Annotated in this window: 25 protein-coding genes; 15 read left to right on the top strand and 10 right to left on the bottom strand. The window is 48.1% G+C overall.

The annotated features are described in order from the left end of the window. The first annotated feature begins 4 nt into the window (after nt 1-4). The 4 genes from speF to pdxY all read left to right on the top strand — a co-directional run bounded on the left by speF (nt 5) and on the right by pdxY (nt 4,867). Nucleotides 5-2,185 carry an ornithine decarboxylase SpeF gene (gene speF / locus ATB78_RS02255; protein WP_005429232.1) on the top strand — a complete coding sequence of 727 codons (2,181 nt, stop codon included), beginning with the start codon at nt 5-7 and terminating at the stop codon, nt 2,183-2,185. Nucleotides 2,186-2,250: 65 nt separating this feature from the next. Then, nucleotides 2,251-3,561, top strand: a complete 1,311-nt coding sequence (potE, locus tag ATB78_RS02250; protein ID WP_005447372.1) for a putrescine-ornithine antiporter — start codon at nt 2,251-2,253, stop codon at nt 3,559-3,561. A gap of 146 nt (nt 3,562-3,707) precedes the next feature. Continuing rightward, nucleotides 3,708-3,890, top strand: a complete 183-nt coding sequence (locus ATB78_RS02245; RefSeq protein WP_020195607.1) for an AbrB/MazE/SpoVT family DNA-binding domain-containing protein — start codon at nt 3,708-3,710, stop codon at nt 3,888-3,890. A 107-nt stretch (nt 3,891-3,997) separates the two neighbouring features. After that, nucleotides 3,998-4,867: a pyridoxal kinase PdxY gene (gene pdxY / locus ATB78_RS02240; protein WP_061007708.1), complete on the top strand. Its 870-nt coding sequence runs from the start codon at nt 3,998-4,000 to the stop codon at nt 4,865-4,867. Between the two features lie 83 nt (nt 4,868-4,950). On the opposite strand, the gene ATB78_RS02235 is transcribed toward pdxY, so the two are convergent. The 4 genes from ATB78_RS02235 to ATB78_RS02220 all read right to left on the bottom strand — a co-directional run bounded on the left by ATB78_RS02235 (nt 4,951) and on the right by ATB78_RS02220 (nt 8,178). Next, nucleotides 4,951-5,445: a hypothetical protein gene (locus ATB78_RS02235; protein ID WP_033005659.1), complete on the bottom strand. Its 495-nt coding sequence runs from the start codon at nt 5,443-5,445 to the stop codon at nt 4,951-4,953. 169 nt (nt 5,446-5,614) lie between these two features. After that, nucleotides 5,615-6,292, bottom strand: a complete 678-nt coding sequence (locus ATB78_RS02230) for a 3-oxoacid CoA-transferase subunit B (protein WP_061007707.1) — start codon at nt 6,290-6,292, stop codon at nt 5,615-5,617. After that, nucleotides 6,292-6,945, bottom strand: coding sequence for a CoA transferase subunit A (locus tag ATB78_RS02225; RefSeq protein WP_061007732.1), 654 nt, complete (start codon nt 6,943-6,945; stop codon nt 6,292-6,294). Before ATB78_RS02225 ends, ATB78_RS02230 begins: the two co-directional genes overlap by 1 nt. A gap of 27 nt (nt 6,946-6,972) precedes the next feature. Then, nucleotides 6,973-8,178 (bottom strand): acetyl-CoA C-acetyltransferase, encoded by a 1,206-nt coding sequence (locus tag ATB78_RS02220; RefSeq protein WP_061007706.1) that lies wholly within the window; start codon nt 8,176-8,178, stop codon nt 6,973-6,975. Nucleotides 8,179-8,358: 180 nt separating this feature from the next. Here ATB78_RS02220 and ATB78_RS02215 point away from each other — a divergent pair, with 180 nt between their 5' ends. Together ATB78_RS02215 and ATB78_RS02210 are read left to right on the top strand one after the other, a co-directional pair. Next, a complete protein-coding gene (locus ATB78_RS02215; RefSeq protein ID WP_061007705.1) occupies nt 8,359-9,246 on the top strand; it encodes a TIM barrel protein in 888 nt (295 codons plus the stop codon). 31 nt (nt 9,247-9,277) lie between these two features. Further along, the gene (locus ATB78_RS02210) at nt 9,278-10,027 is read left to right on the top strand and encodes a sulfite exporter TauE/SafE family protein (protein WP_061007704.1); all 750 of its coding nucleotides are present in this window, start codon (nt 9,278-9,280) and stop codon (nt 10,025-10,027) included. Nucleotides 10,028-10,039: 12 nt separating this feature from the next. Here ATB78_RS02210 and ATB78_RS02205 read toward each other — a convergent pair whose 3' ends face one another. Continuing rightward, nucleotides 10,040-10,930, bottom strand: coding sequence for a LysR family transcriptional regulator (locus ATB78_RS02205; protein ID WP_061007703.1), 891 nt, complete (start codon nt 10,928-10,930; stop codon nt 10,040-10,042). 70 nt (nt 10,931-11,000) lie between these two features. Next, nucleotides 11,001-12,443: a sugar porter family MFS transporter gene (locus ATB78_RS02200; RefSeq protein ID WP_005437831.1), complete on the bottom strand. Its 1,443-nt coding sequence runs from the start codon at nt 12,441-12,443 to the stop codon at nt 11,001-11,003. 538 nt (nt 12,444-12,981) lie between these two features. On the opposite strand from ATB78_RS02200, the gene iolE reads away from it, so the two are divergent. The 9 genes from iolE (at nt 12,982) to iolG (ending at nt 22,928) form a co-directional block, all read left to right on the top strand. Continuing rightward, on the top strand, nt 12,982-13,875 hold the full coding sequence (gene iolE, locus ATB78_RS02195; protein ID WP_005437833.1) for a myo-inosose-2 dehydratase: 894 nt from the start codon (nt 12,982-12,984) through the stop codon (nt 13,873-13,875). 93 nt (nt 13,876-13,968) lie between these two features. Continuing rightward, on the top strand, nt 13,969-15,840 hold the full coding sequence (gene iolD / locus ATB78_RS02190) for a 3D-(3,5/4)-trihydroxycyclohexane-1,2-dione acylhydrolase (decyclizing) (protein WP_061007702.1): 1,872 nt from the start codon (nt 13,969-13,971) through the stop codon (nt 15,838-15,840). A 99-nt stretch (nt 15,841-15,939) separates the two neighbouring features. Next, complete coding sequence (locus ATB78_RS02185) at nt 15,940-17,115, top strand: Gfo/Idh/MocA family oxidoreductase (protein ID WP_005437837.1); 1,176 nt, start codon at nt 15,940-15,942, stop codon at nt 17,113-17,115. A gap of 12 nt (nt 17,116-17,127) precedes the next feature. Further along, nucleotides 17,128-18,114: a 5-dehydro-2-deoxygluconokinase gene (gene iolC, locus ATB78_RS02180; protein WP_061007701.1), complete on the top strand. Its 987-nt coding sequence runs from the start codon at nt 17,128-17,130 to the stop codon at nt 18,112-18,114. A gap of 180 nt (nt 18,115-18,294) precedes the next feature. Beyond that, nucleotides 18,295-19,164: a 5-deoxy-glucuronate isomerase gene (locus ATB78_RS02175; RefSeq protein WP_038868950.1), complete on the top strand. Its 870-nt coding sequence runs from the start codon at nt 18,295-18,297 to the stop codon at nt 19,162-19,164. Between the two features lie 10 nt (nt 19,165-19,174). Then, nucleotides 19,175-20,002, top strand: a complete 828-nt coding sequence (locus ATB78_RS02170; RefSeq protein WP_005437843.1) for a class II fructose-bisphosphate aldolase — start codon at nt 19,175-19,177, stop codon at nt 20,000-20,002. Nucleotides 20,003-20,074: 72 nt separating this feature from the next. Then, the gene (locus tag ATB78_RS02165; RefSeq protein WP_005437844.1) at nt 20,075-20,908 is read left to right on the top strand and encodes a MurR/RpiR family transcriptional regulator; all 834 of its coding nucleotides are present in this window, start codon (nt 20,075-20,077) and stop codon (nt 20,906-20,908) included. A gap of 185 nt (nt 20,909-21,093) precedes the next feature. Further along, complete coding sequence (locus tag ATB78_RS02160) at nt 21,094-21,921, top strand: sugar phosphate isomerase/epimerase family protein (RefSeq protein ID WP_061007700.1); 828 nt, start codon at nt 21,094-21,096, stop codon at nt 21,919-21,921. Between the two features lie 20 nt (nt 21,922-21,941). Further along, the gene (iolG, locus tag ATB78_RS02155) at nt 21,942-22,928 is read left to right on the top strand and encodes an inositol 2-dehydrogenase (RefSeq protein WP_061007699.1); all 987 of its coding nucleotides are present in this window, start codon (nt 21,942-21,944) and stop codon (nt 22,926-22,928) included. A gap of 94 nt (nt 22,929-23,022) precedes the next feature. On the opposite strand, the gene sstT is transcribed toward iolG, so the two are convergent. The 4 genes from sstT to ATB78_RS02135 all read right to left on the bottom strand — a co-directional run bounded on the left by sstT (nt 23,023) and on the right by ATB78_RS02135 (nt 26,608). Further along, on the bottom strand, nt 23,023-24,240 hold the full coding sequence (gene sstT / locus ATB78_RS02150) for a serine/threonine transporter SstT (protein WP_038894685.1): 1,218 nt from the start codon (nt 24,238-24,240) through the stop codon (nt 23,023-23,025). Nucleotides 24,241-24,603: 363 nt separating this feature from the next. Then, on the bottom strand, nt 24,604-25,680 hold the full coding sequence (rsgA, locus tag ATB78_RS02145) for a ribosome small subunit-dependent GTPase A (protein ID WP_061007698.1): 1,077 nt from the start codon (nt 25,678-25,680) through the stop codon (nt 24,604-24,606). 318 nt (nt 25,681-25,998) lie between these two features. After that, nucleotides 25,999-26,400: a hypothetical protein gene (locus ATB78_RS02140; RefSeq protein WP_045410188.1), complete on the bottom strand. Its 402-nt coding sequence runs from the start codon at nt 26,398-26,400 to the stop codon at nt 25,999-26,001. After that, nucleotides 26,384-26,608: a hypothetical protein gene (locus ATB78_RS02135; protein ID WP_045410191.1), complete on the bottom strand. Its 225-nt coding sequence runs from the start codon at nt 26,606-26,608 to the stop codon at nt 26,384-26,386. The genes ATB78_RS02140 and ATB78_RS02135 overlap by 17 nt, the downstream gene beginning before the upstream one ends. Between the last annotated feature and the right edge of the window lie 21 nt (nt 26,609-26,629).

Raw genomic sequence — 26,629 nt, 5'->3', positions numbered from 1 at the left:
TCAAATGAAACGTTTAATTATCGGTGTTAGTAATTACATGCCAGAAGACTTCAGTTTATTATCTGAATCTTTGGATGAGCAATTTAACCGAACTTTAAAACCACTTGAGCACGTCGAATTAACTGACGTTGGCGCTGCAATTATTACTTCTGCAGATATTAAGGCTGGTCTACACAAAATTATTTCTGAAACGGGTTATGGCATTCCGGTTTTCTTAGTAACAGATGAAAACCCAGTTTCAGCAGAAGATTACGTATGGTTAACCGGCGTTATCGATTTGGAAAGACAGTCAATTGAATACTACGGTCGCCAAATCAATGAGGCTGTCACCAAATACGAATGTCGCCTACTTCCACCTTTCTTCAAACAATTGACTCACTACGTGGAAATGGGCAACTCTGCATTCGACTGTCCAGGACACCAAGGCGGTCAGTTCTTCAAAAAACACCCAGCGGGTAAACAGTTCTACGATTTCTTCGGTGAAAACCTATTCCGTAGTGACTTGTGTAACGCGGACGTTGATTTAGGTGACTTGCTGATCCACGAAGGTTCTGCTCACCAAGCTCAAGCCCACGCAGCAAAAGTGTTCAACTCAGACAAAACCTACTTCGTCCTCAACGGTACTTCGGCTTCAAACAAAGTGGTGTGTAACGCGTTAGTGACCGAAGGTGACTTGGTGATGTTTGACCGTAACAACCACAAATCAAACCACCACGGTGCATTGATCCAAGCGGGCGGTATGCCAGTTTACCTAGAAACGGCACGTAACCCTTGGGGCTTTATCGGTGGTATGGATGAGCACTGTTTTGATGAAGAATACATCCGTGCTCAAATCGCAAAAGTGTCACCAGAGCGTGCTCGTGATGAACGTCCTTTCCGTCTTGCGATCATCCAATTAGGTACTTACGACGGTACCATCTACAACGCACGTTACGTGATGGATAAGATTGGTCATCTCTGTGACTACATCCTATTTGACTCGGCATGGGTGGGCTACGAGCAGTTCATTCCTATGATGAAAGACTGTTCTCCACTGCTACTGGATCTGAAACCAGAAGATGCGGGTGTGATCGTGACTCAGTCTGTTCACAAGCAACAAGCAGGCTTCTCTCAAACCTCGCAAATCCACAAAAAAGACCACCATATCAAAGGTCAGGCTCGCTACTGTAACCACAAACGCTTCAACAACGCGTTTATGATGCACGCGTCAACTTCACCATTCTACGCGCTGTTCTCTGCATTGGATGTGAACGCGAAGATCCACGATGGTGAAGCGGGTCTACGCCTATGGCGTGATGCGGTTAAGACGGGTATCGAAGCACGTAAAGAAATCCTGAAAAGTTGTGAGCTGATTCGTCCGTTCATTCCTGACCAAGTGGATGGTCAACCATGGGGCAGTTACGACACCGATCTTATCGCAACCAATAAGAAGTTCTTCATGTTCGAGCCAGACGCAAGCTGGCATAAATTTGAAGGTTACGGCGAAGGTCAGTACTTCGTTGACCCATGTAAATTGCTACTCACTACCGCAGGTATTGCTGAAGATGGTAGCTATGCAGACTTTGGTATTCCTGCAACGTTATTGGCTAACTTCCTACGTGAGAACGGCATCATCCCTGAGAAGTGTGACTTGAACTCTATCTTGTTCCTTCTCACTCCAGCAGAGGACATGGGTAAGATCCGTCATCTTGTGGCGCAAATTAACCGCTTCGAGAAATTCATTCGTGATGATGCGCCGCTAAACATCGTGCTTCCTCGTGTTTACGAAGCGAACAAAGAACGTTACCGCGGCTACACCATCCGTCAGCTATGTCAGGAAATGCATGACATGTACAAAGAGCTGAACGTGAAACAGCTACAAAAAGCGATGTTCCGTAGCGAATACTTCCCAACTATGGTGCACAAACCAGATGTGGCAACACGCAAATACTTCCGCGGCGAGTGTGATTACTTGCCTCTGAAAGAAGCGGTAGGTCGTGTCGCTGCAGAAGGTGCGCTTCCTTACCCTCCAGGCATTATCTGTGTGATCACGGGCGAAATCTGGACTCAACAAGTAGTCGATTACTTCTTATCTCTAGAAGAAGGTATCAACCGATTCCCAGGCTTCGCACCAGAGATTCAAGGTGTATACCTAGAAGACGTCAATGGTCGCACCACCGCCCATTGCTACGCCCTTAAAGATTAATCTACCCCGTTCGCATCGTGACTTGGTTGTCGCGGTGCGAACCGTTTATTCGTGGAGAATAATTTATGAGTACTGAAACCAAAAAAATGTCGGTGGTGCAGCTAACCATTCTGACATTCATTAACATGGCTGGCTCGGGCATCATTATGCTGCCAAGTAAGTTGGCGCAAGTGGGCACGATTTCGATTCTATCTTGGCTGATTACTGCGGCGGGTTCATTGGCTCTTGCCTATGTATTTGCAAAATGTGGTCGCTTTAGCAAACGTGACGGTGGTATGAACGGTTATGCGTCGTACGCGTTTGGTAAATCGGGTGCGTTTATGGCGGGTTGGACCTACGGCTTGTCATTGTTGATTGCCAACATTGCGATTGCGATTACTTGTGTCGGTTATGGCTCGGCTTTCTTCGAAGTGACTTTGTCGCCAGTCGAAACCTGTCTGTACACCATCGCTATCCTTTGGATTTGTACCTTCGCTAACTTTGGTGGTGCGAAGATCACCGGTCAAATCGGCTCGTTTACGGTTTGGGGCGTTATCCTTCCTGTGTGTTCTTTGGGTATTGTTGGTTGGTTCTACTTTAGCCCAACCATGTACGTAGAAGCGTGGAACCCACACCACCTACCATTTGGTGAAGCGGTTAGTGCGTCGATCGCAATGACACTGTGGGCGTTCCTAGGTCTTGAATCGGCTTGTGCGAACTCAGAAGCGGTAGAGAACCCAGAAAAGAATGTACCAATCGCAGTATTGGGCGGTACGCTGATTGCGGCAGTGGTTTACATTGTTTCAACCAACATCTGTTCTGGTATCGTAGCGAACTCTGAGCTTGCTGCATCTACAGCGCCATTCTCAACAGTATGGACAGTGATGCTAGGTTCTACGGCTGGTAAAGTGGTTGCAGGCATGGCAGTTCTTGCTTGTGCAGGTTCACTACTGGGTTGGCAGTTCACTATCGCGTCAGTATTCAAATCATCTTCAGATGCAGGCTTCTTCCCGAAACTGTTCTCACAAGTTGATAAACGCGGCACACCAATCAAAGGTATGGTGGCCATCACGGTTATCCAATCGGTGCTTTCTTTAATGACTATCTCGCCAACATTGAACGAGCAATTTGAAGCACTGGTTAACCTAGCGGTAGTGACAAACGTTATTCCTTATATCCTATGTATGGGCGCAATCTTCATCATGCAGCAAGTGGCGCACGTGCCTGAGCGCGAGATGAAGACAACGAACATCATCGCTCTGATTGGTTCTCTGTACAGCTTCTATGCGTTGTACGGTTCTGGCTACGAAGCCATGATGTGGGGCTCTATCGTTACCTTCCTAGGTTGGAGTGCGTACGGTCTGATCGCTTCTAAACACGAACCTCTCGTGAACTAAGTTTTTTCAATCGAGCCTTCCCATACGCGGTGTGGAGGGCTCTTTTGCTTTTATCCATAACCTTTTGATTTGAAACACTAGGTAAGTTGAGGACACAACACCACTCGCAACGTGAAAACTCATTTTCGACAATTGGGGGACGAAAGATGATTAGCCAACCTGTTAAGATCGGTGACGATACCGTCGTAGTCATTCCAAGCGTGATCCTGAGCGAGCTCGGGATAAGGGAAGGGGACACCCTCGAAATTGCGCTCAATAAAGACAAAATGGAAATTAAGAAAATGGTTCTGAAAACCAGCTCTCCAAACGATTCCAGCGAAGAAGGCTAGAATTGAGTTAGAGAATCTTGGTTTGTCGGATACACTACTGGTTTCGCAAATCTGGCGCTCGCCGCTGTCTTTGAACTATTGATAACAACAAGAAGAGGTCTGGTACTATGCAAGGTATCCTCTCTATACAATCTCATGTTTCTTTTGGTCACGCTGGTAACAGCAGTGCCGTTTTCCCAATGCAACGCATGGGTTTCGAAGTGTGGCCTATTCACACGGTTCAATTTTCTAACCACACCCAGTATCAAGAAGGCTGGACGGGTCGTGCGTTTTCGGCTGATGACATCAGCGAATTAGTTCGTGGTCTTGGTAACATTGGCGCGCTAGAGAAGTGCCAAGCCGTTCTGACTGGCTACCAAGGCAGTGCTGAGCAATGTCTGGCAGTAGAAGATACGGTTACTAAAGTTAAAAAAGCGAATCCAGAAGCGCTTTACGTGTGTGACCCAGTGATGGGCGCGCCAGACAAAGGCTGTATTGTGGCGCCGGGTATCGCAGAAAACTTGTTGAATCGTCTAATGCCAATGGCGGATGTGATCGTGCCTAACCAGTTCGAGCTAAGCCAATTTGCAGAGATGGAAATTCACACGTTGGATGACGCAATCAACGCTTGTCAGCGTGCGCTAGCAAAAGGCCCTAAAGTAGTGTTGGTGAAGCACCTCTACTGCCTGTCAGATGACAGCTTCAACATGCTACTTGCGACGTCAGAAGGCACTTACCTAGCGAAGCGTCCACATTTTGAGTTTGCTAAAGCACCCGTAGGCGCTGGCGATTTGATTTCGGCGATTTTCACCGCTGGTTTATTGAAAGGTTGGACGCCAAAACAAGCGTTCCAACACTGCCACGACGCTTGCTATGGCGTACTTAACGCGACTTACCAAGCGGGCGAATGGGAACTGCAAACCATCGCAGCACAGCAAGAGTTCGTTGAGCCTAGCGCGCACTTCCCATTGGAAGAAGTAACACTCAGCCAAGCGTAAATTCAGGCTGTAAGCCGTAAAAAGGGAGCACTTCGCTCCCTTTTTGATTTCTATACCCTGTTCTATACAGCGTTAAATCTGCCCTAACAGCGAGAGGTATCAACCTTAAAGCTGTGTCCATCCGCGCCTTTGCCATCCATTCGGTAGTAGGCGTAGCATTTGCCTGCCATCAGCGCTTCTGGTGATTCGTCATTGCCATACCCAACCATGGAGTATTGGTTGTTCTCGATGAAGACTAAATCTGTCTGTTTCATCTCATCGGTGATGGTTAGGTTATCGAAGAAGCTGACTTGCTCACCGCACTCACTTTGGGTTTCTGGGTAGCCATTGTAAAACTCTTGATACCCAGCGGCGGTTAAGACGCACTGGTCGGCCCCTTGGTCTTGCTTAAAGGCTTTCGCATTCTGATTGAGAATAGAAACGTGATACTGCATGTCGGCGAAGATCACTTGAATGGCGGCTGTGCGGGCATCAGAAGTTCGTTGGTTGGAATGATAAACGGCATACGCAGTTAAGCCTCCGAGCACGACAGCCGTTAGCAGCCACTCTTTTGACGAGAATCCAGACAACAATCTCATTGGTTTTTACCCTAAATACAACTCAACCATGCGCATAACAGGGCGGGATTCTACGCATGGTTTGAGGGAATTTTAAGGGCAAACTGCGTGTTTCAGAAAAACCTGACACAAACTTGAAGAACGATCAAATTATGAAGAGAGGAGCATATTGCTCCTCTTGCATTTAGAGTTAATTTGGTGTCGGCATTGGAATAAGGTTAGGCGATACAATCAGTTGAGCTTCCGTCGCTGCTTGTACCTCTTCAACGGAAAACTCCGGCGCGAGTTCGGTTAACATCATGCCTTTATCGGTGATTTCGAATACGCCCATCTCGGTAACAATCAAATCCACCTGACCCACGGCGGTCAGCGGTAAAGTGCAATGTTTAAGCAGTTTCGGATTGCCTTTCACTGTGTGCTCCATGGCGACAATCACTTTCTTTGCGCCAACCACAAGATCCATCGCACCGCCCATTCCTGGAACCATTTTTCCCGGAATGATCCAGTTGGCGAGGTTACCACGCTCATCGACTTGCAGCGCACCAAGTACGGTTGAATCCACGTGACCACCACGAATGATGGCAAAAGAGTCGGCGCTGTTGAAATAGCATGATCCCGCGATTGCTGTGATGTTCTGCCCGCCAGCGTTGACCAGATCCGGGTCGATTTCTTCCTCTGATGCGAGTTTATCAATGCCAATTAAGCCATTTTCCGCTTGCAGTAATAGCTCGACGTCTTTGTCTACTTCATTGGCAACCAGCGTTGGTAGGCCGATCCCTAGGTTAACGATGTCGCCATCTTGCATCTCTTGAGCAACGCGCCATGCAATGCGGCGGCGAACGACTTCTTTATCTAATTGTGCAGTCATTAGTTGTCCTCCACTAAGATGTAATCGACGTACAAACTTGGGGTATGCACGGCTTCGGGTTCAATCTCGCCCAGTTCTACAATCTGCTCTGGTTCCACCACTACGGTTTCTGCCGCAGTTGCCATTAAAGGGTTAAAGTTCTGGGTGGTTTTGCTGTAGAAAACGTTGCCTCGACGGTCAACTTTAGAGCCACGAATCAGCGCTAAATCGGCCTTAAGTGGCACTTCCAAGAGATATTGTTTGCCATCAACTTCAATCACGCGTTTGTTCTCTGCGACTATGGTGCCAAGCCCAGTTGGTGTTAGTACGCCACCCAAACCCGCGCCAGCACTGCGAATACGCTCTGCCAACGTACCTTGAGGAACAAGCTCCACTTCAAGTGTGCCTTCGTTCATTTGTTTGCCCGTTTCGGGGTTGGTGCCGATGTGTGAGGCATACAGTTTCTTCACCCGTTTTTCTGCAATAAGTCGACTAGAGCCACGACCCGGTGAACCTGTGTCGGTACTGATTAAGGTAATGTCTTTGATGTCCTTTTTGATCAGCAAATCAATCAAGCGCTCTGGGGCTCCCGTCGCCATAAAGCCACCAATCATGATGGTCATGCCGTCGTGTAGTAAGTCTTCAATTTGCGCTGTAGTGGCTGCTTTTTTCATGTTTTTCGTGTCCATGAGAGATTCCTTCTAGCAACGTTTTAAAATCAACGCCGTGCCCATGCCGCCGCCGATGCATAGTGATGCCAAACCGTAATCGCGGCGAGTGCGTTGTAGTTGGTAAACCAAGGTGGTCACAATGCGGTTACCGGATGCGCCGATTGGGTGACCCAGTGCAATGGCACCGCCACTTAAGTTACTGCGTTCTAGCAGCCATGCTTCATCGATATTGTGTTGCTCGGTAAGGGAGCGAACCACGCCAAGTGCTTGCGCTGCAAAGGCTTCGTTAAGCTCAAAAACGTCGATATCTTCAATCGCCATTTCGGCTTTGGATAAGGTATTGGCAATCGCAGACACCGGACCTAAGCCCATCATCTCTGGGGCGATAGCACCTTGTCCGTATTCGACGAGTTCTGCCAGTGGCTTGAGGTTGTGGCGTTTCACTGCACTTTCTGAAGCGAGCAAAATTGCGGATGCACCATCATTAATACCGGATGCATTGCCTGCGGTAACGCTGCCTTCTTTATCGAATGCAGGGCGCAGCGCTTGTAGACCTTCAAAGGTGCTGTCGGCTTTCGGATATTCATCGTTCTTTACTTCGAATTGGCGTTTGCGATCCACTATCGTAATTGGCGCAATTTCCGCTTCAAAATGACCATTTTCTATCGCGCTGACTGCTTTACGTTGGCTTTGTAAGGCAAAGGCATCCTGATCTTCTCGGCTGATTTGGAATTGCTTGGCGATGTTTTCTGCCGTAACACCCATGTGGTAGTTGTGGAAGGCATCCGTCAGACCATCTTTGATTATGCTGTCTTCTTGGAGTTGATGACCCATGCGGTAGCCGCGACGAATCTGGCCAGAAGAGACATAAGGTGCGTTGGACATGCTCTCCATGCCGCAAGTAAGCACTAACTCAGCATCGCCCGCTCGGATGTGGCTTGCACCGTCCATGATGACTTTCATGCCACTGCCGCAAATCATATTGAGGGTGTAAGCGGGAACGGATTCTGGAATGCCTGCCTTCATTGCGGCTTGGCGACCCGGCCCCATGCCTGCGCCTCCAGTCAGTACGTTGCCCACAATCACTTCATCGATTTGTTCTGGGGCAATGTCCACTTGCTCCAAGGCTGCCTTGATGGCATGAGCGCCTAATTCCACACCAGACAATGACGCTAACGAGCCATTAAAGCTGCCAATTGGGGTGCGCTTTGCCGCCACAATAAAGATTCGTTCCATACCGCTGTTTACTCCGTAATCGTTCTGTCACAACCAGTGTAGGGAGTGCGATGTGCTCGCGATATAGCTAGGAATTCAAAGCCGCTTTGCGAAAATGCAAAGTACAAACGAGGCGCAAATCACGAACTTTTACCCCTACCAATCTTAAGGTGAAAGGAAATCAACTTAGGAGAAAAACACATGCTTGATCGTATTGCTTGCGCCCCATGCTGCTGGGGAGTGGAGGAGGCATCTCATGCGACCAACCCAAGCTGGGGAAAGGTGTTAATGGATGCGAGTGACAGTGGCTTTCGTGGTATCGAGTTGGGGCCAGATGGCTTTTTCCCAGAAGATCCTGAACTGCTGAAAAGTGCGTTTCGTGTACGTGGATTGCAGGTGTGCGCAGGCAAGGTACAAGTGCCATTTTGCGATTCTGCAAACATGCCTGCCATTTTGGAAGAAGTCGAAACCGTTTGTCAGCGTTTGGATGCATTGAGTGTAAAGAACTTGCTGGTGATGGAAGGCATTCATGCAGAGCGCTATGGCTATATCGGACAAAGCGTCACTGCGCCGCGTTTGAAAATGGAAAGTAAACGAACCATGATTGGCAACCTTGAACGCATCATTAACGTGGCTAGCCAATATGGTTTGCGCTGTTTGCTTCATCCGGGCATCGGCGGTTACATCAGTTATAAAGACGAGATCGATTTTGTGATGAGCCAGATCCCAGCGAACAAGCTCGGACTTTGCATCGATATCGGGCATGCATTTTTAGACGGGATGGATCCGCTGGGGCTTATCCGTCAGTACGGAACGCGCATCGAGCATATTCATGTCAAAGATGTCTCGACGGACAAATTGAGGTTAGCTATTCGCGATAAGTTGGAGTGGGTCGATGCGTACAGCAAAGGGCTGATTACGCCACTTGGGGATGGCGATATCAAGCTGCAACAAGTGATGAGTGCACTTAAAGCAGCCGACTATCAAGGTTGGATCGTGGTCGAGCATGAGCACGGCACCGCAGACGTGAGTCAGGTCTCCCGAGATTTAAAACGCAGTCGCGACTATCTCGCTCAGATTGTGGCGTAGTTCGATATTCGATTCTAAAAAGGTGACGATGATGCTCAGCGATCCTTGGTTCTATCTTTTGGCGATTCCTGCGGTGTTAATCTATGGCATTGGTAAAGGTGGGCTCGGTGGGGCACTGGGCATTTTGGCCGTTCCTATGATGGCGCTGGTGGTGCCGCCAACACAAGCCGCCGCGATTTTATTGCCCATTCTGTTGGTGATGGATGCCTTTGCGGTGCGTCATCATTATCGAAATGTCGATGTTCGAGTGCTTAAAACCATGCTGCCTGGGGCTTTGCTTGGGGTGGTATTAGCGGGCTTATTTCTGAGTATCACGCCAGAGTCGGGGTTGAAGATCACCGTTGGCGTGCTGTCTTTGCTGTTCTGTTTTCAGTATTGGTTAAGTGGTGACACACCCTCTCAATCAGGGAAGCTAGGTGCTTGGATTTGGAGTACTCTGAGCGGTTTTTCCAGTACTGCAATTCATGCTGGTGGCGGCCCCGCGAGTATTTATTTACTCCCATTGAAACTACCTAAAATCAACCTGATAGCGACCATGGCGGTGCTGTTCGGCATAGTGAATGTAGCGAAACTCGTGCCTTATATTTGGCTTGGTGAGTTTGATTCGACCAACTTAATGACTGCGTTGGTGTTGATTCCACTCGCGCCCGTTGGCGTTAAGATGGGGGTGTATCTTTTGCATCGAGTCAGTCAGGAAAGAATTTATCAGCTTTGTTATCTGTTCTTGTTTCTTTCAGGCGCCAAGCTGACTTACGATGGCGTCAGCAGTTTATGGTTTTAACTCCAATCCGTCCTAACAAGGCTTTTCCAATAAGAACTCTTTGAATTTTATCGCTACGGGAGAGGCGGTTTTTGGGGAATGGTAGTACAGATTCAAACTCCAAATACTGGTCTCATACTCTTCCAATAGCGGTACTAACTCGCCTCTTTCTACCGCTTCTGTGGTGACAAATTGCGGTAAGTACGCGACACCTGCCCCCTTTAAAGTGCCACTGAGCAACAGGTCACTGTCATTCACTTCAATAGTTTTTGGCACTTTCAGCACCATGTTTTCCATTCCTTGACGGAAGATCCAATCATTGCTGCCCGTCAGTGTGGTTGCAATCAAGCAAGCGTGGTCTCGTAGTGCTTCTGGATGCGTTGGCAAACCATGCTTTTCTAGGTATTGCGGGGAAGCCACAACGATAAACGGGCACTGCATCAGCTCGCGTTTCACCAGTAATAAATCTTTTTCACGGTAGCCTTGGAAGCTAGCATTAGCGCTGATCATCAGGTCACAAGTACTGGCATGATCCAATGCCCAAGGTGTGACGTTGATGTTGAAGGTCACCTTTGGGTTGAGCTTGGAATACTCCGCGATTTTGTCCATCAGGTAGTGATTGGCATACACGGGCGTGCACGCAATATTGATATGACCTTTTTCGCTGTCTTGGAAGTCTTCTAATTTGCGGCTGATACGCTCGGCACTGTCGACTAAAGGAGAGAACTCTTCATATAAGGTTTGGCCTGCTTGAGTGGCCTCCAATAATCGGTTTGAGCGGCGGCATAGGGTAGTACCGAAGTGTTGTTCCAACTCTTGCAGCCAGCGGCTTCCGGTGGAGACCGAAATATTGAATTTACGCGCGGCGGAGGAGATAGACCCAGAGCGGATCACATAGACAAAGAACGCCATTTTATCGAGCATGAGGTTTGCCTCCAAAAGCAAAAGGGAACAAGTGCTAACACCTGTTCCCTTTGTAAAACATTAAGTTATCTTATGCACGTGCTTCAGTCGCAGTTCCAGATACTTTTTTACCCAGTTTTTTCGCCATTGCTTCTTCCATTTTCTCCAAGCTGACACCTTTGGTTTCAGGCACATACTTGACGACCACGAACATACAAATCAGCGACAAAACACCGAACAACCAGAAGGCAAAGGCACCGTTGAAGTTTTCTTGTAGGTAGGCGTTTTCATTGAGCATTGGGAAAGACTGCGTCACGATAAAGCCAGTAAACCATTGTGCACCGACCGCGATAGCCATGGCACGAGAGCGGATACTGTTCGGGAAGATTTCGGAAATCATGGTCCAACATGCACAACCCCAAGAGGTCGCGTAAGACACCACGTAAAGACACAGTGCGAATAGCGCCGCGTAACCTTCTGTTTGCTGGTAAAGCACGTAGCCAACAATGAACATACCGAATGCACAGCCAATGGTGCCGTATTTCATCAGTGGCAAGCGGCCGACTTTATCGATCAGGTACATACCCAAGGCGTTACCACCGATAAATACGATACCCACGAACGTCGTTTGGAATAGCGCGTTTTCAGTAGAGCCTGTGATTGGTTTTAAGATCTCCGGAGTGTAGTACATGATCACGTTGATACCGGTTAGCTGTTGAGCTGCCGCGACAAACGTACCGATAACCAAGATTGCGAACAACAATGGCGAGCGCAGGCTGACCTTGTTCTTCTTCGCACCATGACTTTCCACTAACGATTCTTGGATCTCTTTGATCAAACGATCCGCGTGTTTCGGGTTAGAAATTCGAGAGAGTGTCGCTTTTGCTTCGGCGACTTTGCCTTTTAGTACCAACCAACGTGGTGATTCTGGGATGAGGAACAACAACATTGCGAAAAGCGCGGCAGGAATTACTTCAGAGCCGAGCATCCAACGCCAGCCCATGTCTACTAGCCAAGCTTCTGACATGCCTTTTGCGATGAGGTAGTTAACGTAGAACACACCAGTCTGGCCAATAACTGCCGATTGCTGGAACATGCTCACTGCGCGACCTCGATAATCTTTTGGCGCCACTTCTGACATGTACATTGGCGATACTACACAAGCAAGGCCAACGGCGACCCCGCCGACGATGCGTAGAACAGTGTAGAAGGTGAAGTCGGTTGCGAGGGCGGAGCCTATAGCGGAAATAATGAAGAGGATGGCGGCGATAAAGAGGGTGTTGCGTCGGCCGTATTTAAGGGCTGCCCAGCCTGCGCTGACCGCACCGATGATACTACCTAATACTACGCTGGATACAGCCCAGCCAGTTTGAGCTGGTGACAATCCAAAGTATTCGCGGATTGGACCAATTGCGCCAGAGATAACTGCAGTGTCGTAACCTAATAAGATGCCTCCGAGCGCAGCGATACAACAAATCCTAACGATGTAGGCAAGATTGTGCTTTCGAGCTTCGGCCTTGGATGTAGCTTCCATTGTTTTTTCCTTTATTAGATCCCCAAGCTTTCCTTTAACCATCGAATAAGATCAAGTTGGGTAGCGGCCAATACTCTGTTTTGTAGGGTACGAGTATTGGGTATCTATATTGCCGACTTTTAATGTTTATTATATGTATGAAAATTATTTTTCATTTGTCGGTTGCGTTTATCATATTTAGTCTTTTGTCATTCGACTAGCTGTCTGTTCGTTTTTTATCCTAAAGTGTTACCCAAATCAAAAAATGAAAAACATTTTTCATTTTGGTTTTTATGTTTAAATTGTTGAAAATTAAAGATAAAAATAAAATGAGATCTAGCTCAAACTTGCTTGAAAGGCACGTGGTTGCTGAGATTTTTCATGATTTAACAATTTGATGACATCGATTTCATCTGGTGAAAAATATTTTTCATTTAAATTTTTTTTCGCTAATGTAATTTCCAGTGAAACGAAATCGGTGAAAGAAAAGCATCTATAAAAACCACGCTTTTACTTCACGACATTTATTAAATAACGCAAACATTGTCGGAGAATAAAAATGAGCAACGTGCAATATGGAATTAGCCCACTGACTTGGACCAACGATGACATGCCTGAATTAGGCGGCGATATCCCATTGGAAACGTGTCTAAGTGAAATGGCAGAAGCTGGTTTCACTGGTACAGAGCTAGGTACTAAGTACCCACGTGAGCCAGAAGTTCTAATCCCTCTACTAGAAAAACATGGCCTAGTGCTCGCTTCTGGCTGGTACAGCGGCAATCTAATGAAGCTGACCGCGGAAGAAGAAATCGCAGCGATGCAAGAGCACATCAAATTGCTAAAGGCTGCTGGCTGCAAAGCAATGGTGTTCGGTGAAGTGAGCAACACGGTTCACGGCGACATCAACACGCCACTTTCTCAACGCGTGATCCTTACTATGGATGAGTGGAAAACCTACTGCGCGAAGTTAACTCAAGTTGCGGAATACCTTCTAAACGAGCACGATATCAAGCTGTCTTTCCACCATCACGTCGGCACGATCTGTGAAACCGAAGACGACATCAACATCATGATGGAATTCACTGGCGAAGCCGTTTACCTGACTCTAGATACGGGTCACATCACTTACGGTGGTGGTAACCCAGTGACCATGATCAAGCGTTGGGGTCATCGTATTGGCCACATGCACTTTAAAGACCTTCGTCTAGAAGTAATGAAAGCTGCGCGTGATGCAGACAAGTCATTCCTAAACGCAGTACTTGATGGTGTATTCACTGTTCCTGGTACAGGTGACGTGGATTACGACGATGTATTCGCAGCACTGAAAGAGCGCAACTACCAAGGCTGGTTGCTGGTTGAAGCAGAGCAAGACCCAGCGAAAGCGCACCCATTGACGTACGCGAAAACCGCTTACGAGAACATCACAGGCTACGCGAAGAAATACGGCCTGTAAGAGCACAAGCAAGGAAGGGGAGATTCGTCTCCCCTGTATCAAGCCGCGGAGACAACGTGGCTACAAAAATGACTGATACTACCGGGGAAGACAATGAAAACTGTACGCCTAACTGTTGCAGAAGCGCTAGCTCAGTACCTAGCCGCACAAATGATTGAAATTGATGGTAAAAAAGAACAGCTGTTTGGTGCGGCGTTTGCCATCTTTGGTCACGGTAACGTGACGTGTTTTGGTCAACAGCTAAAAAATATCGAAGACAAAATTCCGACTTGGCGTGGTCAAAATGAGCAGTCGATGGCGACAGCGGCAATCGCGTATGCCAAAGCGAACTTACGTCGTCGCATCGGCATCGCGACCAGTTCAATTGGTCCGGGTGCAACCAATATGGTTACCGCAGCAGGTATCGCGCACACAAACCGTTTACCAGTGCTTTTGATTTCTGGTGATGCTTACGTTAGCCGTCTGCCAGATCCTGTGCTTCAGCAGCCAGAGAATTTCTACGATCCTTCGATCACTTGTAACGATGCGTTCAAACCGCTAACACGTTACTGGGACCGCATTATCTCGCCAACGCAATTGATGCACTCATTGCCTCAGGCAATTGACACCATGCTTGACCCAGAGACCTGTGGTCCAGCGTTTATCGGCTTACCACAAGATATTCAGGGCGTGGCTTACGATTTCCCTGAAGTCTTCTTCCAAGAAAAAGTACACCGCATTCGTCGTCCAGAGCCAGAAGTGGCAGATCTAGAAGATGCAAAAGCGGCGCTGCTTAGCGCGAAACAACCTTTGGTTATCTCTGGCGGTGGCGTGCATTACTCACTAGCAACGGACGAGTTGGCTGCCTTTGCGAAAAAACACAACATCCCTGTGGTTGAGACTATTGCTGGTCGCGCCACGATGCTGCAAGACAATCCTCTGAACGCAGGCCCAATCGGTGTGACAGGTTCAGACTCTGCAAACTACATGGCAGCGCATGCGGATGTGGTGTTGGCTGTGGGGACTCGCTTACAAGATTTCACAACAGGCTCTTGGTCGGTGTTTAAGAACCCAGATATGAAGCTGGTTACCATCAATACCGCACGCTTTGATGCCATTAAACATCGCGCTATTCCAGTTAAAGCAGACGCAAAACGTGGCTTAGTTGAGCTGTCCAACCTACTGGGCGATTTCCGTAGCAGTGACGAATGGGCGGCAACGGCGAAAGCGCAAGCGGATGAATGGAAAGCCGTGGTGCATCGTCGTACTCACCCTCAACCTGGCGACCTACTCGACGGTACGTCTTCTTATGCAGAAGTGATTGGCAAGCTCAACAAATCTATGCAGCCGGGCGACACCGTACTTACGGCAGCGGGTGGCTTACCAGCAGAGCTCGCGATGAACTGGCAGAACTACCAAATTGGTAAGTTCGACATTGAATTCGGCTTCTCTTGCATGGGTTATGAAATCGCAGGTGGCTGGGGCGCGAAAGTCGCGAACCCAGATAACGATGTGGTTGTGCTTGTCGGCGATGGCTCTTACCTGATTCAAAACTCAGACATCTACTCGTCAGTTCTGACGGGTCACAAGATGATTGTCGTGGTATGCGATAACGGTGGTTTCGCGGTGATCAACAAGCTGCAAAACAATACGGGTAACGAGTCGTTTAACAACCTATTGAAAGACTGTCGCCGTCCTGATGGCGAGGTAGCTCGCGTGGACTTTGCTAAGCATGCCGAAGCGCAAGGCGCAATCAGCGAGAAATTGACCTCAATCGACCAATTTGATGACGCATTCCAACGCGCTAAAGAAGCCGACCGTACTTACGTGATTGTGGTCGACATCGACCCGGTATCGCCAATGGCTTGGTCTAAGTGTGATTGCTGGTGGGAAGTGGGTCTTCCTCAAGTGACACGCAATGACGACACCGCAGAGAAAGTGGCGGCATGGGAAGAAGGCAGAGCAGCTCAACGTGCCGGCGTTTAAGCCCAAACCGATTTATGTATCAAAACATCCAGCTTTAAAAACAGATTTCAACAATTCGATTTATAGGTTCTTAAGCAAGAGCCTATCAAGGAGTCAAACATGTTTAATGAAGAACGTCATTTTGAGCAACCAATCCGTTGGGCAATGGTCGGCGGTGGTCGTGGCAGTCAAATCGGTTACTCGCACCGCAATGCGGCGCAGCGCGATGGTTTGTTCAAATTGGTCGCTGGTGCATTCGATTTGGATGCGGATCGTTGCCGTGATTTCGGTGAGAACTTAGGTCTAGATGGCGACCGTTGCTACGCAAATTACAAAGAGATGTTTGAGAAAGAAGCGCAACGCGAAGATGGCATTCAAGCTGTTTCAGTCGCAACGCCAAACTCAACTCACTACGAAATTTGTAAAGCAGCACTAGAAGCTAACTTGCACGTGGTGTGTGAAAAACCAATCACCTTCACGACGGAAGAAGCGGAAGAGCTCAAACAGATCGCAGCAGAGCGCAATCGCGTGATTGGCGTGATGTACGGTTACAGCGGTTTCCCAATGGTTCAGCAAGCGCGTGAAATGGTGAAGCGTGGTGATCTGGGTGAGATTCGTGTGGTGAACATGCAATTTGCTCACGGCTTCCACAACGAAGAATACGAGAAAAACGATCCAGGTTTGAAATGGCGCGTCAGCCCGGAAGTCTCAGGTCCAACTTATGTTCTGGGTGATGTGGGTACGCACGCTTTCTACCTGTGTGAAGTGATGACAGGTCTTGAAATCGACCGTTTGTCTTGCATGCGTCAAAGCTTCATCAAGTCACGTGCTCCGCTCGAAGATAACGCTCACATCATGATGCAATTCAAAGATGGTGCAGTGGGTACGCTTTGGGCGTCGGCAGTGAATGCAGGTTCGATGCACCAACAAAAAATCCGTATCGTCGGTTCGAAAGCGTCCATCGAATGGTGGGATGAGCAACCAAACCAACTTCGTTTTGAAGTGCAAGGCGAAGCACCACGCATTCTAGAGCGTGGCATGGGCTACCTATACCAAGATGCTCCGGGTGTGGCTTCTAACCGTGTTGGTGGTGGTCATGCAGAAGGTTACTTCGAATCATGGGCGAACTTGTACCACCGTTTCGCGTTGGCATTCGATGCGGCTGACCGTGATGACCAGCAAGCGCTGTCTGAAATTTGGTTCCCGGGTATCGACGCTGGCATCGAAGGCGTACGCCTATGCGAGAAGTGTGTGGAATCGGCAGACCAGAACGCCGCTTGGGTTGAATACAAATAATAGGAACAGACGATGACAAACATTGCACTTGAAACAAATCGACCATTGGATGCCATCGTTTTAGGACGTGCGGGCGTAGATCTCTACGCTCGCGAAGCTAAAACCGACATGGCGGACATTTCCGGCTTCAACAAATTCGTTGGTGGCTCAGCAGCAAACATTGCGGTGGGCATTGCCAAGTTAGGCGGTAAGGTCGGCTTTATTGGCTGCGTGGCTGACGATGCATTCGGTGGTTACGTCAAAGGTTACATGACGGAGCAAGGCATAAACCTTGACGGAATGAGAACCGATGATACTGGTTCGCGCACTTCGGTGGCATTCACAGAGATGAAGCCAAAAGATTGCACCGTGCTTATCTACCGTAACAACGCATCGGATTTGACCATCAAACCAGAAGAGATTGACCCCGCTTACATCGCTAGCTCAAAAGTCTTAGTGGTCACGGGAACGGCATTGTCGGAAAGCCCAAGCCGTGAAGCCACTTTGATTGCGATGCAGCATGCCCGCCGCAGCAATACCTTAGTGGTGCTGGATGTCGATTATCGTCCTTACTCTTGGCGCACGGATACCGATGCTTCGATTTACTACGGCATTGCCGCGGGTCTTTCAGACATCGTTATTGGTAACCGTGAAGAGTTCGACATGATGGAAACCGTCATTGCTCCGGGCAACACCGATGATGACCAAACGGCGGCTCGTTTCTTAACAGAGAACACTCAAGTGGTGGTGGTGAAAGCCGGTGAGCATGGCTCGAAAGTGTACGACCGTGCTGGTCATAAGTTCGAGCAAGGCATTTTCCGAGTGGAAGCTAATAAACCATTTGGCTCTGGTGATTCGTTTGCGGGCGGTCTGATTTGGACGCTAGTTACTGGCGGGTCGTTAGAAGAGGGCGTACGCAACGGCACGGCAGCAGCAGCGATTAATGTCAGCGGTCACAGCTGCACAGAAGCCATGCCAACCAAGGAACAACTATTCGATTTTATTGAGACGCGAAGTTAAGCACGGTTTGGTGCTTTCGGGCACCACATTGCTGCGCGTTTGGTCTCCCGGGCCGGTATGTCACTTGAGGGTAACCAAACAGTGCGCGTACACACCATCGTGGCCCGGCTTTTTTGTTAAGCCACTTTCAGAAGGATAGGACAGTCTCGTTATCAAACGAACTGTGAGGAGAAAAGAAAAATGGGAAAACACATTCCACCATTTGATAACAAGAATGAACCAATTATTGGTGCGAACGACGAAGTAACGCCGCTATGTTACTTCAACCAAGTGTTCTTGAATCAGAATGAAACTTTTGACCATGTCATCGAAGGGTATGAGTCTGTCATCGTATTGGCTGGCGGTACTTGCAGCATCACCGTAACGAAAGACGGCGAGAGCGAAACGTTCGACAACATTGGTAAGCGTAAATCAGTTTGGGACGGCAACCCAGAAGCGGTTTACGTACCACTTGGCTACCGCGCGACCATTCAATGTGTGAGCGACAAGGCTGACGTCATGATTGCAGGTGGTAAGTTTGAAGCGTCACTGGAGCCTTTCTGTGTCCGCGAAGAGAACGTAGACATGGTGCAATACGGTTCAGATGACACCAAAACTCACCGTAAGATCAAACACGTGCTTGGTCAATCCAACGCAGATAAACGTGGTCGCTTATTGGTGAGTGAACTATTCACCGTTGGGGCAGGCGGTTGGTCTGGCTTCCCTCCACACAAGCACGATGAAGATCGTGTTAAGCCTGACGGCAGCAAAGAAACCCTTTACGAAGAAGTGTACCAATTCCGTTTCAACCCAGATTTCGGCTTTGGTGCGCAGTTCCTATACGAGCACGAAGACGACTTTGGTCCGGTTTACCACGTGCGCACGGGCTCTGTGATTGCCATCGACAAAGGCTATCACCCAAGTGTGGCGGCGCCGGGCTACGAAATGTATTACTTCACCATCATCGTTGGCAAAACAGAGAAATCTTTGATTCAGCACTTTGATCCGCACCACGAATACCAAGTGGAAACGATCCCTGGCATCAAAGACATGATCGCGAAATTTAAGTAGGGGAATCATCATGTTGGTAAATTTGAATGATCTATTGCCAGAGGCTGCGGCATCTAACTACGCTGTCCCTTGCTTTAATGTGTTCGGCTTTGAAGATGCACGTGCTGTTGTTGAAGCGGCAGAGCAAGTGAACAAACCTGTAATTCTGGCTTGTAACAAAGACGTGGTGGATTTTTATGGCGTCGAAACCGCTGCGGCGATGTTCCTAAATCTAGCGCACAAGAGCACAGTGCCTGTTGTGCTTCACCTTGACCACACTTACGAAGAAGACATCGTCTTTCGCGCGCTTAAAGCTGGGTTTAGTTCCGTGATGTTTGATGGCTCGCAACTGACGTTGGACGAGAACATTGCTCGCACCAAGAAAGTCGTGGAAGTGGCGCATGCATTAGGAGCATCGGTAGAGGGTGAAATTGGTTCGGTGCCTTACGAAGAAGGTCGCGACCACATAAAATCTATCTACACAGAACCGGAAGATGCGGCGCGCTTTGCAGAAGAAAGTGGCGTTGATTGTGTCGCAATTTCTGTCGGCAACGTTCACCGCTTAACCGAGCCAACTTGTACTATCGATTTTGGTCGCTTAGACCGTATCGCAAATGCTGTGGCTGTGCCGTTGGTGATTCATGGTTCGAGTGGTATCCGCGATGAAGACATGCTCAAGCTCAAGCAAAGCCGCGTGTCCAAGTTCAATATTGGCACCTGTTTGCGTCAGGCTCTGGGTCATAATCTTCGCGATTACATGAATCAGGAACCACAAAAGTTTGACCGTATTTACTTCATGCAAAAGGCGATGCCTTATGTGAAAGAAGAAGCGGTACGAAACTTTGAATTATTATCTTAAAATAGCGGCCCCTTTTGTTACTATAAGGGGCCTCTATCTCCAAGCGTTCATTGATAGGAGAGCAGTATAACTATGGATGTTGAAGTGAAAGCACCTGCAGATTTAGACACACTAAAAGAGTTAATCGCAAAGCGTTACGACAGTTTGAGCGGGCGTTTGCAGCAAGTCGCGGATTTCGTAACCGACCAGCCGATGCTGGTGGCGGTAGAAACCATGGCGACCATTGCCAAGCAAGCCAACGTACCTCTGTCGACCTTGAGCCGATTCTCTAATGCGATGGGCTTTGATGGCTTCACTTCTATGCAAGTACTGTTTCGCGATCAATATTTGAATCGCCCGAGAGATTACAAAGAACGCGTTCGTAAAGCTCGTGAGATGGAGGACGTCCCGCATGACTCGCCTCAAGCCATCTTCCAAGATTTCGGACACGCAAACATTGAAGCATTAGAACAGCTTCAAATGTCGGTCTCTCCTCAAAAGCTGGAACGTGCAGTGGCTCTGATGGATGGTGCAGAAACCATCTACATTCAGGGTACTCGCCGTGCTTACCCAGTGGCTTTCTATCTTTGGTACGCCCTCATGAAATCTGACAAGAGTGTCGTGCTCTTGGATGATCACGGTGGCATGTTGTCTCCGTTAACTCGACGAATGAACGATAAAGACGTTCTGTTTGCTATCACCTTCAATCCATACGCGGAAGAAACCAGCCAGCTGATTGATGATGCTTGCAAAAAGAACGTGCCAATTGTCTGCATTACTGATAACCAAATGACGCCTCATGGCAGCAAAATGGATGTCTGTTTTGAAGTGCAAGAAGGCGAATTGATGGGCTTCCGTTCGCTCAGCAGCTCCATGTATTTGGCGCAGGCGATTGCGGTGAGTCTGATTTGTCGAGAAGTTAAGTAATTTCATCGCTCAGTAATCTCGAATAGGGACGCTATCCTGCGAGCGAATAAGCAGTAAAGCGCGCAGACTTTTCCATACCTTTGTCCACTGATTAGGTGCAACTTAGCGGTTGTGCTGCGGGTTTGCTCGAGCTGAATTCGGCTTATGTCCTGCAATGTACAGGGCAGTGAGAAGAGGTAAATCTGATGCGTTTTGCTCTACATGGCATGTGCTCTCTGCACAGCAATATCCTATCTGATGTCCGACTCGCCAAAGAAACTGGCTATCAAGGGCTCGAAATCCACACCGAAAAACTCTGGCGTTACATTCAGGCTGGCTTCACCGCTGAGCAGCTTAAACAGCGCATGGATGAGTTTGGCATTGTTCCAACGGCGATAGACATCATTGGCGCGGTTGAAGTGACAGATAAAGCCGGCCAACGCCAACTGTTCCGAGATTCAGAGACGCTGTGCCGTTTTGCGCAAGCCGTGGGTGCACCTACCATCCAGCTCAATGCTTTTGAGGCATTAAATGGCTTATCCAAAGAGCAAAACATCGAACTCACGGCGCAGAACATTCGCCAGATTGTCGACATTGGTAAGAGCTATGGCATCCGTTTCCAATATGAAGGCGCGGCTTGGACTCCAATCGCCAAGCTGGAAGATTACTTCCGCCTTTACGACGCCGTCGGCCGCGACAACTTTGGTTTTGTTCTGGATACATGGCACTTGTGGGCATGTCGCGGGGCAACGTTGGAGCAAGTGGCAAATATCGATGCTGAGCTGATTTACAACGTGCACTTGTCTGACGGCAAGCGTCCTGCCCTGGGCGAGGCTTGGCCAGATGAGCGCGCTCTACGTGGATATTTGTTAGGCCAAGGTGAAGTACCATTAAAAGAATGGGTCGATGCGATTCGCCAAACAGGTTACGACGGCTTCTATTCTGGTGAGTTCCTCAATGACCAACTGTGGGAAGGGGATTACTACGACATAGCCGCAGATATGTTGGCGGGCATGAAGCGTCAATTCGACTAAGCGGCACAGAAGGATTTCCTATGTTTAATATTGCTTTATTTGGAGCGGGTCGAATTGGTCAAGTCCATGCGGTCAATATCGAACGTTCACCAGAAACCACGATTTATTCGCTAATCGAACCTTATGAGGTCTATGCGGATCAGTTTTGTGCACAGTATCCGCAGACAAAGCGCCAAACCGTAGAAGAGGCGATGGCCGATGACAACGTTCATGCGGTGTGCATTTGCTCTTCAACCGATACTCATGCGGATTTGATTGAGCGAGCAGCAAAAGTAGGTAAAGCTATCTTTTGTGAGAAGCCAATCGACCTTGATTTGGGGCGAGTACGTGATTGCTTAGGCGTAGTAAACCAGCATAAAGTGCCTTTCTTATTAGGCTTCAATCGCCGCTTTGACCCGCATTTCCTAAGTCTTAAGAAAGCGTTGGATGACGGTCAAATTGGGGAACCAGCAAGCGTAATTATCACCTCTCGTGATCCTGCGCCACCGCCAGCACAATACAGCAAGTCGTCGGGTGGCATGTTCCGTGATATGACGATTCACGACCTCGATATGGCGCGGTTTATCTTAGGGGAAAATCCAATCGCAGTTACTGCACATGGCAGTTGCAAGGTAGATCCTGCCATCGGTGAAGCGGGAGATATCGATACCAGTGTGGTGACGCTTACATTCCCTTCTGGTGCGATGGCGACGATTCATAACAGTCGTCGCTCTGGCTACGGATACGACCAGCGTCTCGAAGTGCATGGCGAGAAAGGTATGCTGCAAGTGGCGAATCAGACCGAAAATCTAGTCAGCCGCAGTACAGAAACAGGGCAAGCAGGCGCAACTCCGAAGTACTTCTTCTTAGAGCGTTATGAGCGTGCTTACGTGGCCGAATGGCAACACTTTGTTGAAGTGCTGAAAGGAGAAGCGCCATGCTGCTCTGGCATAGATGGCGAGATTGCTCTGACGTTAGCGGACGCCGCGTTAGAATCCATGCGAACTGGGAAAACGGTTCGTTTGTAAGTTATCCTTAGCAGGAAACAAAAAGGGGAGCCACGTTGGCTCCCCTTTCTATTTCTCACATCAAAGATACGTATATCTTACAGATACTTAAGCGTTACTGAGCTTTCTTCTGTTCTGATTTGCAAACTGCCGCTGTGAAGATAACGTCTGTTGAGCTGTTTAGCGCTGTTTCAGCCGAGTCTTGAATCACACCGATGATGAAGCCAACCGCTACAACCTGCATTGCTACGTCGTTTGAGATACCAAACAGACCACACGCAAGTGGGATAAGTAGTAGAGAACCACCTGCAACACCTGATGCACCACACGCTGATACTGCTGCAACAATACTTAGTAGTACCGCTGTCATTAGGTCAACGTCGATACCCATAGTGTGTACCGCTGCTAGCGTTAGGGTTGTGATAGTGATTGCTGCACCCGCCATGTTGATGGTCGCACCTAGTGGGATAGACACTGAGTACGTATCTTCGTCTAGGTCTAGCTTCTTACATAGGTTCATGTTCACTGGAATGTTCGCAGCACTTGAACGCGTAAAGAATGCCGTTACGCCACTTTCACGTAGACATTGGAACACCAATGGGTATGGGTTTTCTTTTGTTTTGAAGTACACGATCGCTGGGTTAACCACTAGCGCAATGATAAACATTGAGCCCAGTAGTACCGCTAGAAGGTGAGCGTAGCTCGCTAGTGCGCCAAAACCAGTTGTTGCAAATGTAGATGCAACCAAACCGAAGATACCGAAAGGCGCAAGACGAATGATAAAGCGAACAATGTGAGAAACACTGTGGCTTAGATCTTCGAATACCGCTTTTGTCGTTGCTGATGCGTGGTGAAGTGCAAGACCAAGACCCACACCCCAAGCAAGAATACCGATGTAGTTTGCTTCTACTAGTGCGTTTACTGGGTTATCAACCAGCTTGAACAGCAAGGTTTGGATAACTTCTGCAATGCCTTGTGGTGGCGTTGCACCTTCAGCGCCCGTTACTAGCGTTAAATTGGTCGGGAAAAGGAAACTTAGTACTACTGCGGTTAGCGCCGCAAAGAAGGTACCCGCTAGGTAAAGAATTACGATTGGACGCATGTAAGTGTGTTGGTTTTTCTTTTGGTTGGCGATAGAAGCCGCAACCAAAATGAATACCAAGATAGGAGCAATCGCTTTAAGAGCACCGACAAACAGACTACCCAGCATACCAACGCTTTCAGCGTGGCTTGGTGAGATAGTCGCAAGCAGAATACCCAAAACAATACCGACGAGGATCTGGAGAACGAGGTTACCGCGAGCGTATCGGGCAACGAGACTGTTGTGTTGCATTTGCATACATCATTCCTGCAATTTTTGCCTCAGCAGCAGCGCAAGTTTCAGTCATTACACGGCGTAATGTTCCCTCGAATGAAGGGGCTGAACCTTGTTGTTGTGTTGCTAAGACGTCCTGATTATCAATTATCCTGTTTTTATAAATCCAGCTATTTTCTTGCTGAATATCACATATCTTAGCTTGGTAATATTTTGTGTCTAGTTTTAGTTTGTTCTTAGTTTAAATGTTTGCACAATGTTGCCGTTATTAGTCTTTTATGTTGATTTGTGTCGCCAAGTATGAATGATGGTTTTTCACTAAGTTATTAAAAAAGGAGGCGTTAGCCTCCTTTGTTCTATTGATTACGCAAATGCAACAAGTTAATAACCTCGTTGGTGTTTGCGCTTTTCGCCAACGATACTGCGTACCATTTTTCCGAACTGTTTACTCTGAGCTCGTTGCTCTGCGAGAGTCGCGCCGTTGTGGGCTTGTTCTCGCAGTAACTTTTGGTAATTAGTAAAGCGGCGCATCTCTAATGTGCCATCTTCAATTGCGGCTTGAACCGCGCAACCCGGCTCCGTTTGATGCTGACAATCGCTGAATCGACAGTTTTCTGCTAACGCTTCAACATCAGCGAACGTTTCACTTACACCTGCTTCGCAATCTGCCAATTGGATCTCTCGCATTCCCGGTGTGTCCATTAAGATCCCACCAGAAGGCAATCGATGGATTGAGCGCGAGGTCGTCGTATGTCGACCTTTGCTGTCATCTTCACGAATTCCGCCAGTTGCTTGTTCTTGCTCGCCAAGTAAGGTGTTGACTAAGGTCGATTTTCCTACCCCAGAAGAGCCGATGAAGGCGACGGTTTGACCTTCACCACACCAACCCATCAACTTGGCAACGTCTGACTCGTCCAAGCCGTTAACGCTCTCTACCATAAGCAGTGGATCGAGCTTTTGTACCTGAGCTTTGAGCTCGTCAGCGTCGTCACATAAGTCTGCTTTCGTCAGTACAATCACAGGTTCTACATCGGCTTCATTGATGAGTGCCAAGTAGCGCTCAATGCGGCTGAGATTAAAGTCGTGATTGAGTGAACAAACGATAAAGACCGTATCCACGTTGGCGGCAATAAGTTGCTCAGCGACCTTGCTGCCAGCGGCTTTACGGCTGAATAAGCTGCGGCGCTCAAGTAGACGAGAAAACTGCTGCTGGTGGTTGAGTATCACCCAGTCACCAACGGTCATGCTGGGTAACGAGGTATGGATAGGTAAGTGGGTTTCACCTTGTTCGCTAACCACAACGTAACCACTACGATGGTGAGCAATCACTCGCGCGAAAAGCGTGTTCTCGGAATCGTCTAACGTCAGTTGTTGTTGAAAAAAGGGTTTCCAACCTAATAGCTTTAATGGGTTAGGTTGAGTTAATAGTGTTTCACAAAAAGAATGTGTTTTATTCATTGTTGAATTATCCCAGACGCAACAAAGCGCCTTAATACAAATCGCATTAGGGTCTAATTCGCATAGAGCTGACCCCGGTGAAAACCGGGCAAGGAAGGGATGAGTTGTGGCTTAGCCACGAGAAAAAAGTTGGACGTTTACCCTTTCACTGCCCAGTTAGTGTTATTCATTACAATCACAAATTAAATATACCTTGTTTCATGTAACAGTGAGTGAGTGACTGATTTGTATGATATTTTTTCTTGTTACACTTTTTATCACCATGCGGTGTCATAAAGCTCCCTAACAACAAGGTTTTAATTATTTAAAATCAAACTCTTATGTAAATAATGAGGTGACATTATCCGTTAACCCCAATCTTGACCTTAACTCTTTATTTTCTCTCATAAGCGTAGCATTTATCGAGGCATTATTAGCTAACATTTCCCTCAACTCAGCGATTTCCTCGTCTCGCTCCTTGCGCTTGTTCTCCTCTTCTTTGAGCTTTGCGCGTAAGGTTTCTATTCTGTCCTTCGCTTGGTCTGAGCCTGACTTACCCATCACACGTTGGTATAAATCAGGCATATCACGTTGAATTAACGCTCGGCTAACGCCAGCTTCTCGCGCAACAGAAGACATTGTCAGCTTCTTGTTTTTAGGGTCTTTAGGCTTACCCTTCTCAATGGCTACGATAGCCAATCGCACCTTTTTATGGCTAGGTGATTCATTTTTGCTGCTCATTCTCTAACCTCGCCCTGTAGTCATCAATTATGCGCTGAACCTCTTCTACAAGATCAACTGGCACCCGCATTACCTTGGTGTCTGGTTTTGTTTTTGGTCGCCCTGCGCCCTTGCGAGCGCCCCCTCGACCCATCTTAAGTTCAACGCCATCGATGTCACCAATAGACATCTGATTTAGTTTATTTTTATTGGTTGCTTTCTTTGCCATTTTATCCCGCTTGAAAGTTGT

This window comes from Vibrio sp. CUB2, from assembly GCF_001557945.1.
Lineage (GTDB): Bacteria > Pseudomonadota > Gammaproteobacteria > Enterobacterales > Vibrionaceae > Vibrio > Vibrio owensii.
The sequence above is the reverse complement of the archived record's forward strand: the minus strand, read 5'-3'. Positions and strand labels throughout refer to the sequence as shown.

Excerpts from the sequence above, each read along its gene's own strand:
- ATB78_RS02225 (WP_061007732.1), bottom strand. The coding sequence starts at position 6,945 with ATGAAAAAAGCAGCCACTACAGCGCAAATTGAAGACTTACTACACGAC.
- ATB78_RS02245 (WP_020195607.1), top strand. The coding sequence starts at position 3,708 with ATGATTAGCCAACCTGTTAAGATCGGTGACGATACCGTCGTAGTCATT.
- ATB78_RS02135 (WP_045410191.1), bottom strand. The coding sequence starts at position 26,608 with ATGGCAAAGAAAGCAACCAATAAAAATAAACTAAATCAGATGTCTATT.
- ATB78_RS02170 (WP_005437843.1), top strand. The coding sequence starts at position 19,175 with ATGTTGGTAAATTTGAATGATCTATTGCCAGAGGCTGCGGCATCTAAC.
- ATB78_RS02160 (WP_061007700.1), top strand. The coding sequence starts at position 21,094 with ATGCGTTTTGCTCTACATGGCATGTGCTCTCTGCACAGCAATATCCTA.
- iolG (WP_061007699.1), top strand. The coding sequence starts at position 21,942 with ATGTTTAATATTGCTTTATTTGGAGCGGGTCGAATTGGTCAAGTCCAT.
- sstT (WP_038894685.1), bottom strand. The coding sequence starts at position 24,240 with ATGCAACACAACAGTCTCGTTGCCCGATACGCTCGCGGTAACCTCGTT.
- potE (WP_005447372.1), top strand. The coding sequence starts at position 2,251 with ATGAGTACTGAAACCAAAAAAATGTCGGTGGTGCAGCTAACCATTCTG.
- ATB78_RS02175 (WP_038868950.1), top strand. The coding sequence starts at position 18,295 with ATGGGAAAACACATTCCACCATTTGATAACAAGAATGAACCAATTATT.
- ATB78_RS02220 (WP_061007706.1), bottom strand. The coding sequence starts at position 8,178 with ATGGAACGAATCTTTATTGTGGCGGCAAAGCGCACCCCAATTGGCAGC.
- ATB78_RS02230 (WP_061007707.1), bottom strand. The coding sequence starts at position 6,292 with ATGACTGCACAATTAGATAAAGAAGTCGTTCGCCGCCGCATTGCATGG.
- ATB78_RS02140 (WP_045410188.1), bottom strand. The coding sequence starts at position 26,400 with ATGAGCAGCAAAAATGAATCACCTAGCCATAAAAAGGTGCGATTGGCT.
- ATB78_RS02165 (WP_005437844.1), top strand. The coding sequence starts at position 20,075 with ATGGATGTTGAAGTGAAAGCACCTGCAGATTTAGACACACTAAAAGAG.
- pdxY (WP_061007708.1), top strand. The coding sequence starts at position 3,998 with ATGCAAGGTATCCTCTCTATACAATCTCATGTTTCTTTTGGTCACGCT.
- ATB78_RS02205 (WP_061007703.1), bottom strand. The coding sequence starts at position 10,930 with ATGCTCGATAAAATGGCGTTCTTTGTCTATGTGATCCGCTCTGGGTCT.
- ATB78_RS02185 (WP_005437837.1), top strand. The coding sequence starts at position 15,940 with ATGTTTAATGAAGAACGTCATTTTGAGCAACCAATCCGTTGGGCAATG.
- iolC (WP_061007701.1), top strand. The coding sequence starts at position 17,128 with ATGACAAACATTGCACTTGAAACAAATCGACCATTGGATGCCATCGTT.
- iolD (WP_061007702.1), top strand. The coding sequence starts at position 13,969 with ATGAAAACTGTACGCCTAACTGTTGCAGAAGCGCTAGCTCAGTACCTA.
- speF (WP_005429232.1), top strand. The coding sequence starts at position 5 with ATGAAACGTTTAATTATCGGTGTTAGTAATTACATGCCAGAAGACTTC.
- ATB78_RS02215 (WP_061007705.1), top strand. The coding sequence starts at position 8,359 with ATGCTTGATCGTATTGCTTGCGCCCCATGCTGCTGGGGAGTGGAGGAG.
- iolE (WP_005437833.1), top strand. The coding sequence starts at position 12,982 with ATGAGCAACGTGCAATATGGAATTAGCCCACTGACTTGGACCAACGAT.
- ATB78_RS02210 (WP_061007704.1), top strand. The coding sequence starts at position 9,278 with ATGCTCAGCGATCCTTGGTTCTATCTTTTGGCGATTCCTGCGGTGTTA.
- rsgA (WP_061007698.1), bottom strand. The coding sequence starts at position 25,680 with ATGAATAAAACACATTCTTTTTGTGAAACACTATTAACTCAACCTAAC.
- ATB78_RS02235 (WP_033005659.1), bottom strand. The coding sequence starts at position 5,445 with ATGAGATTGTTGTCTGGATTCTCGTCAAAAGAGTGGCTGCTAACGGCT.
- ATB78_RS02200 (WP_005437831.1), bottom strand. The coding sequence starts at position 12,443 with ATGGAAGCTACATCCAAGGCCGAAGCTCGAAAGCACAATCTTGCCTAC.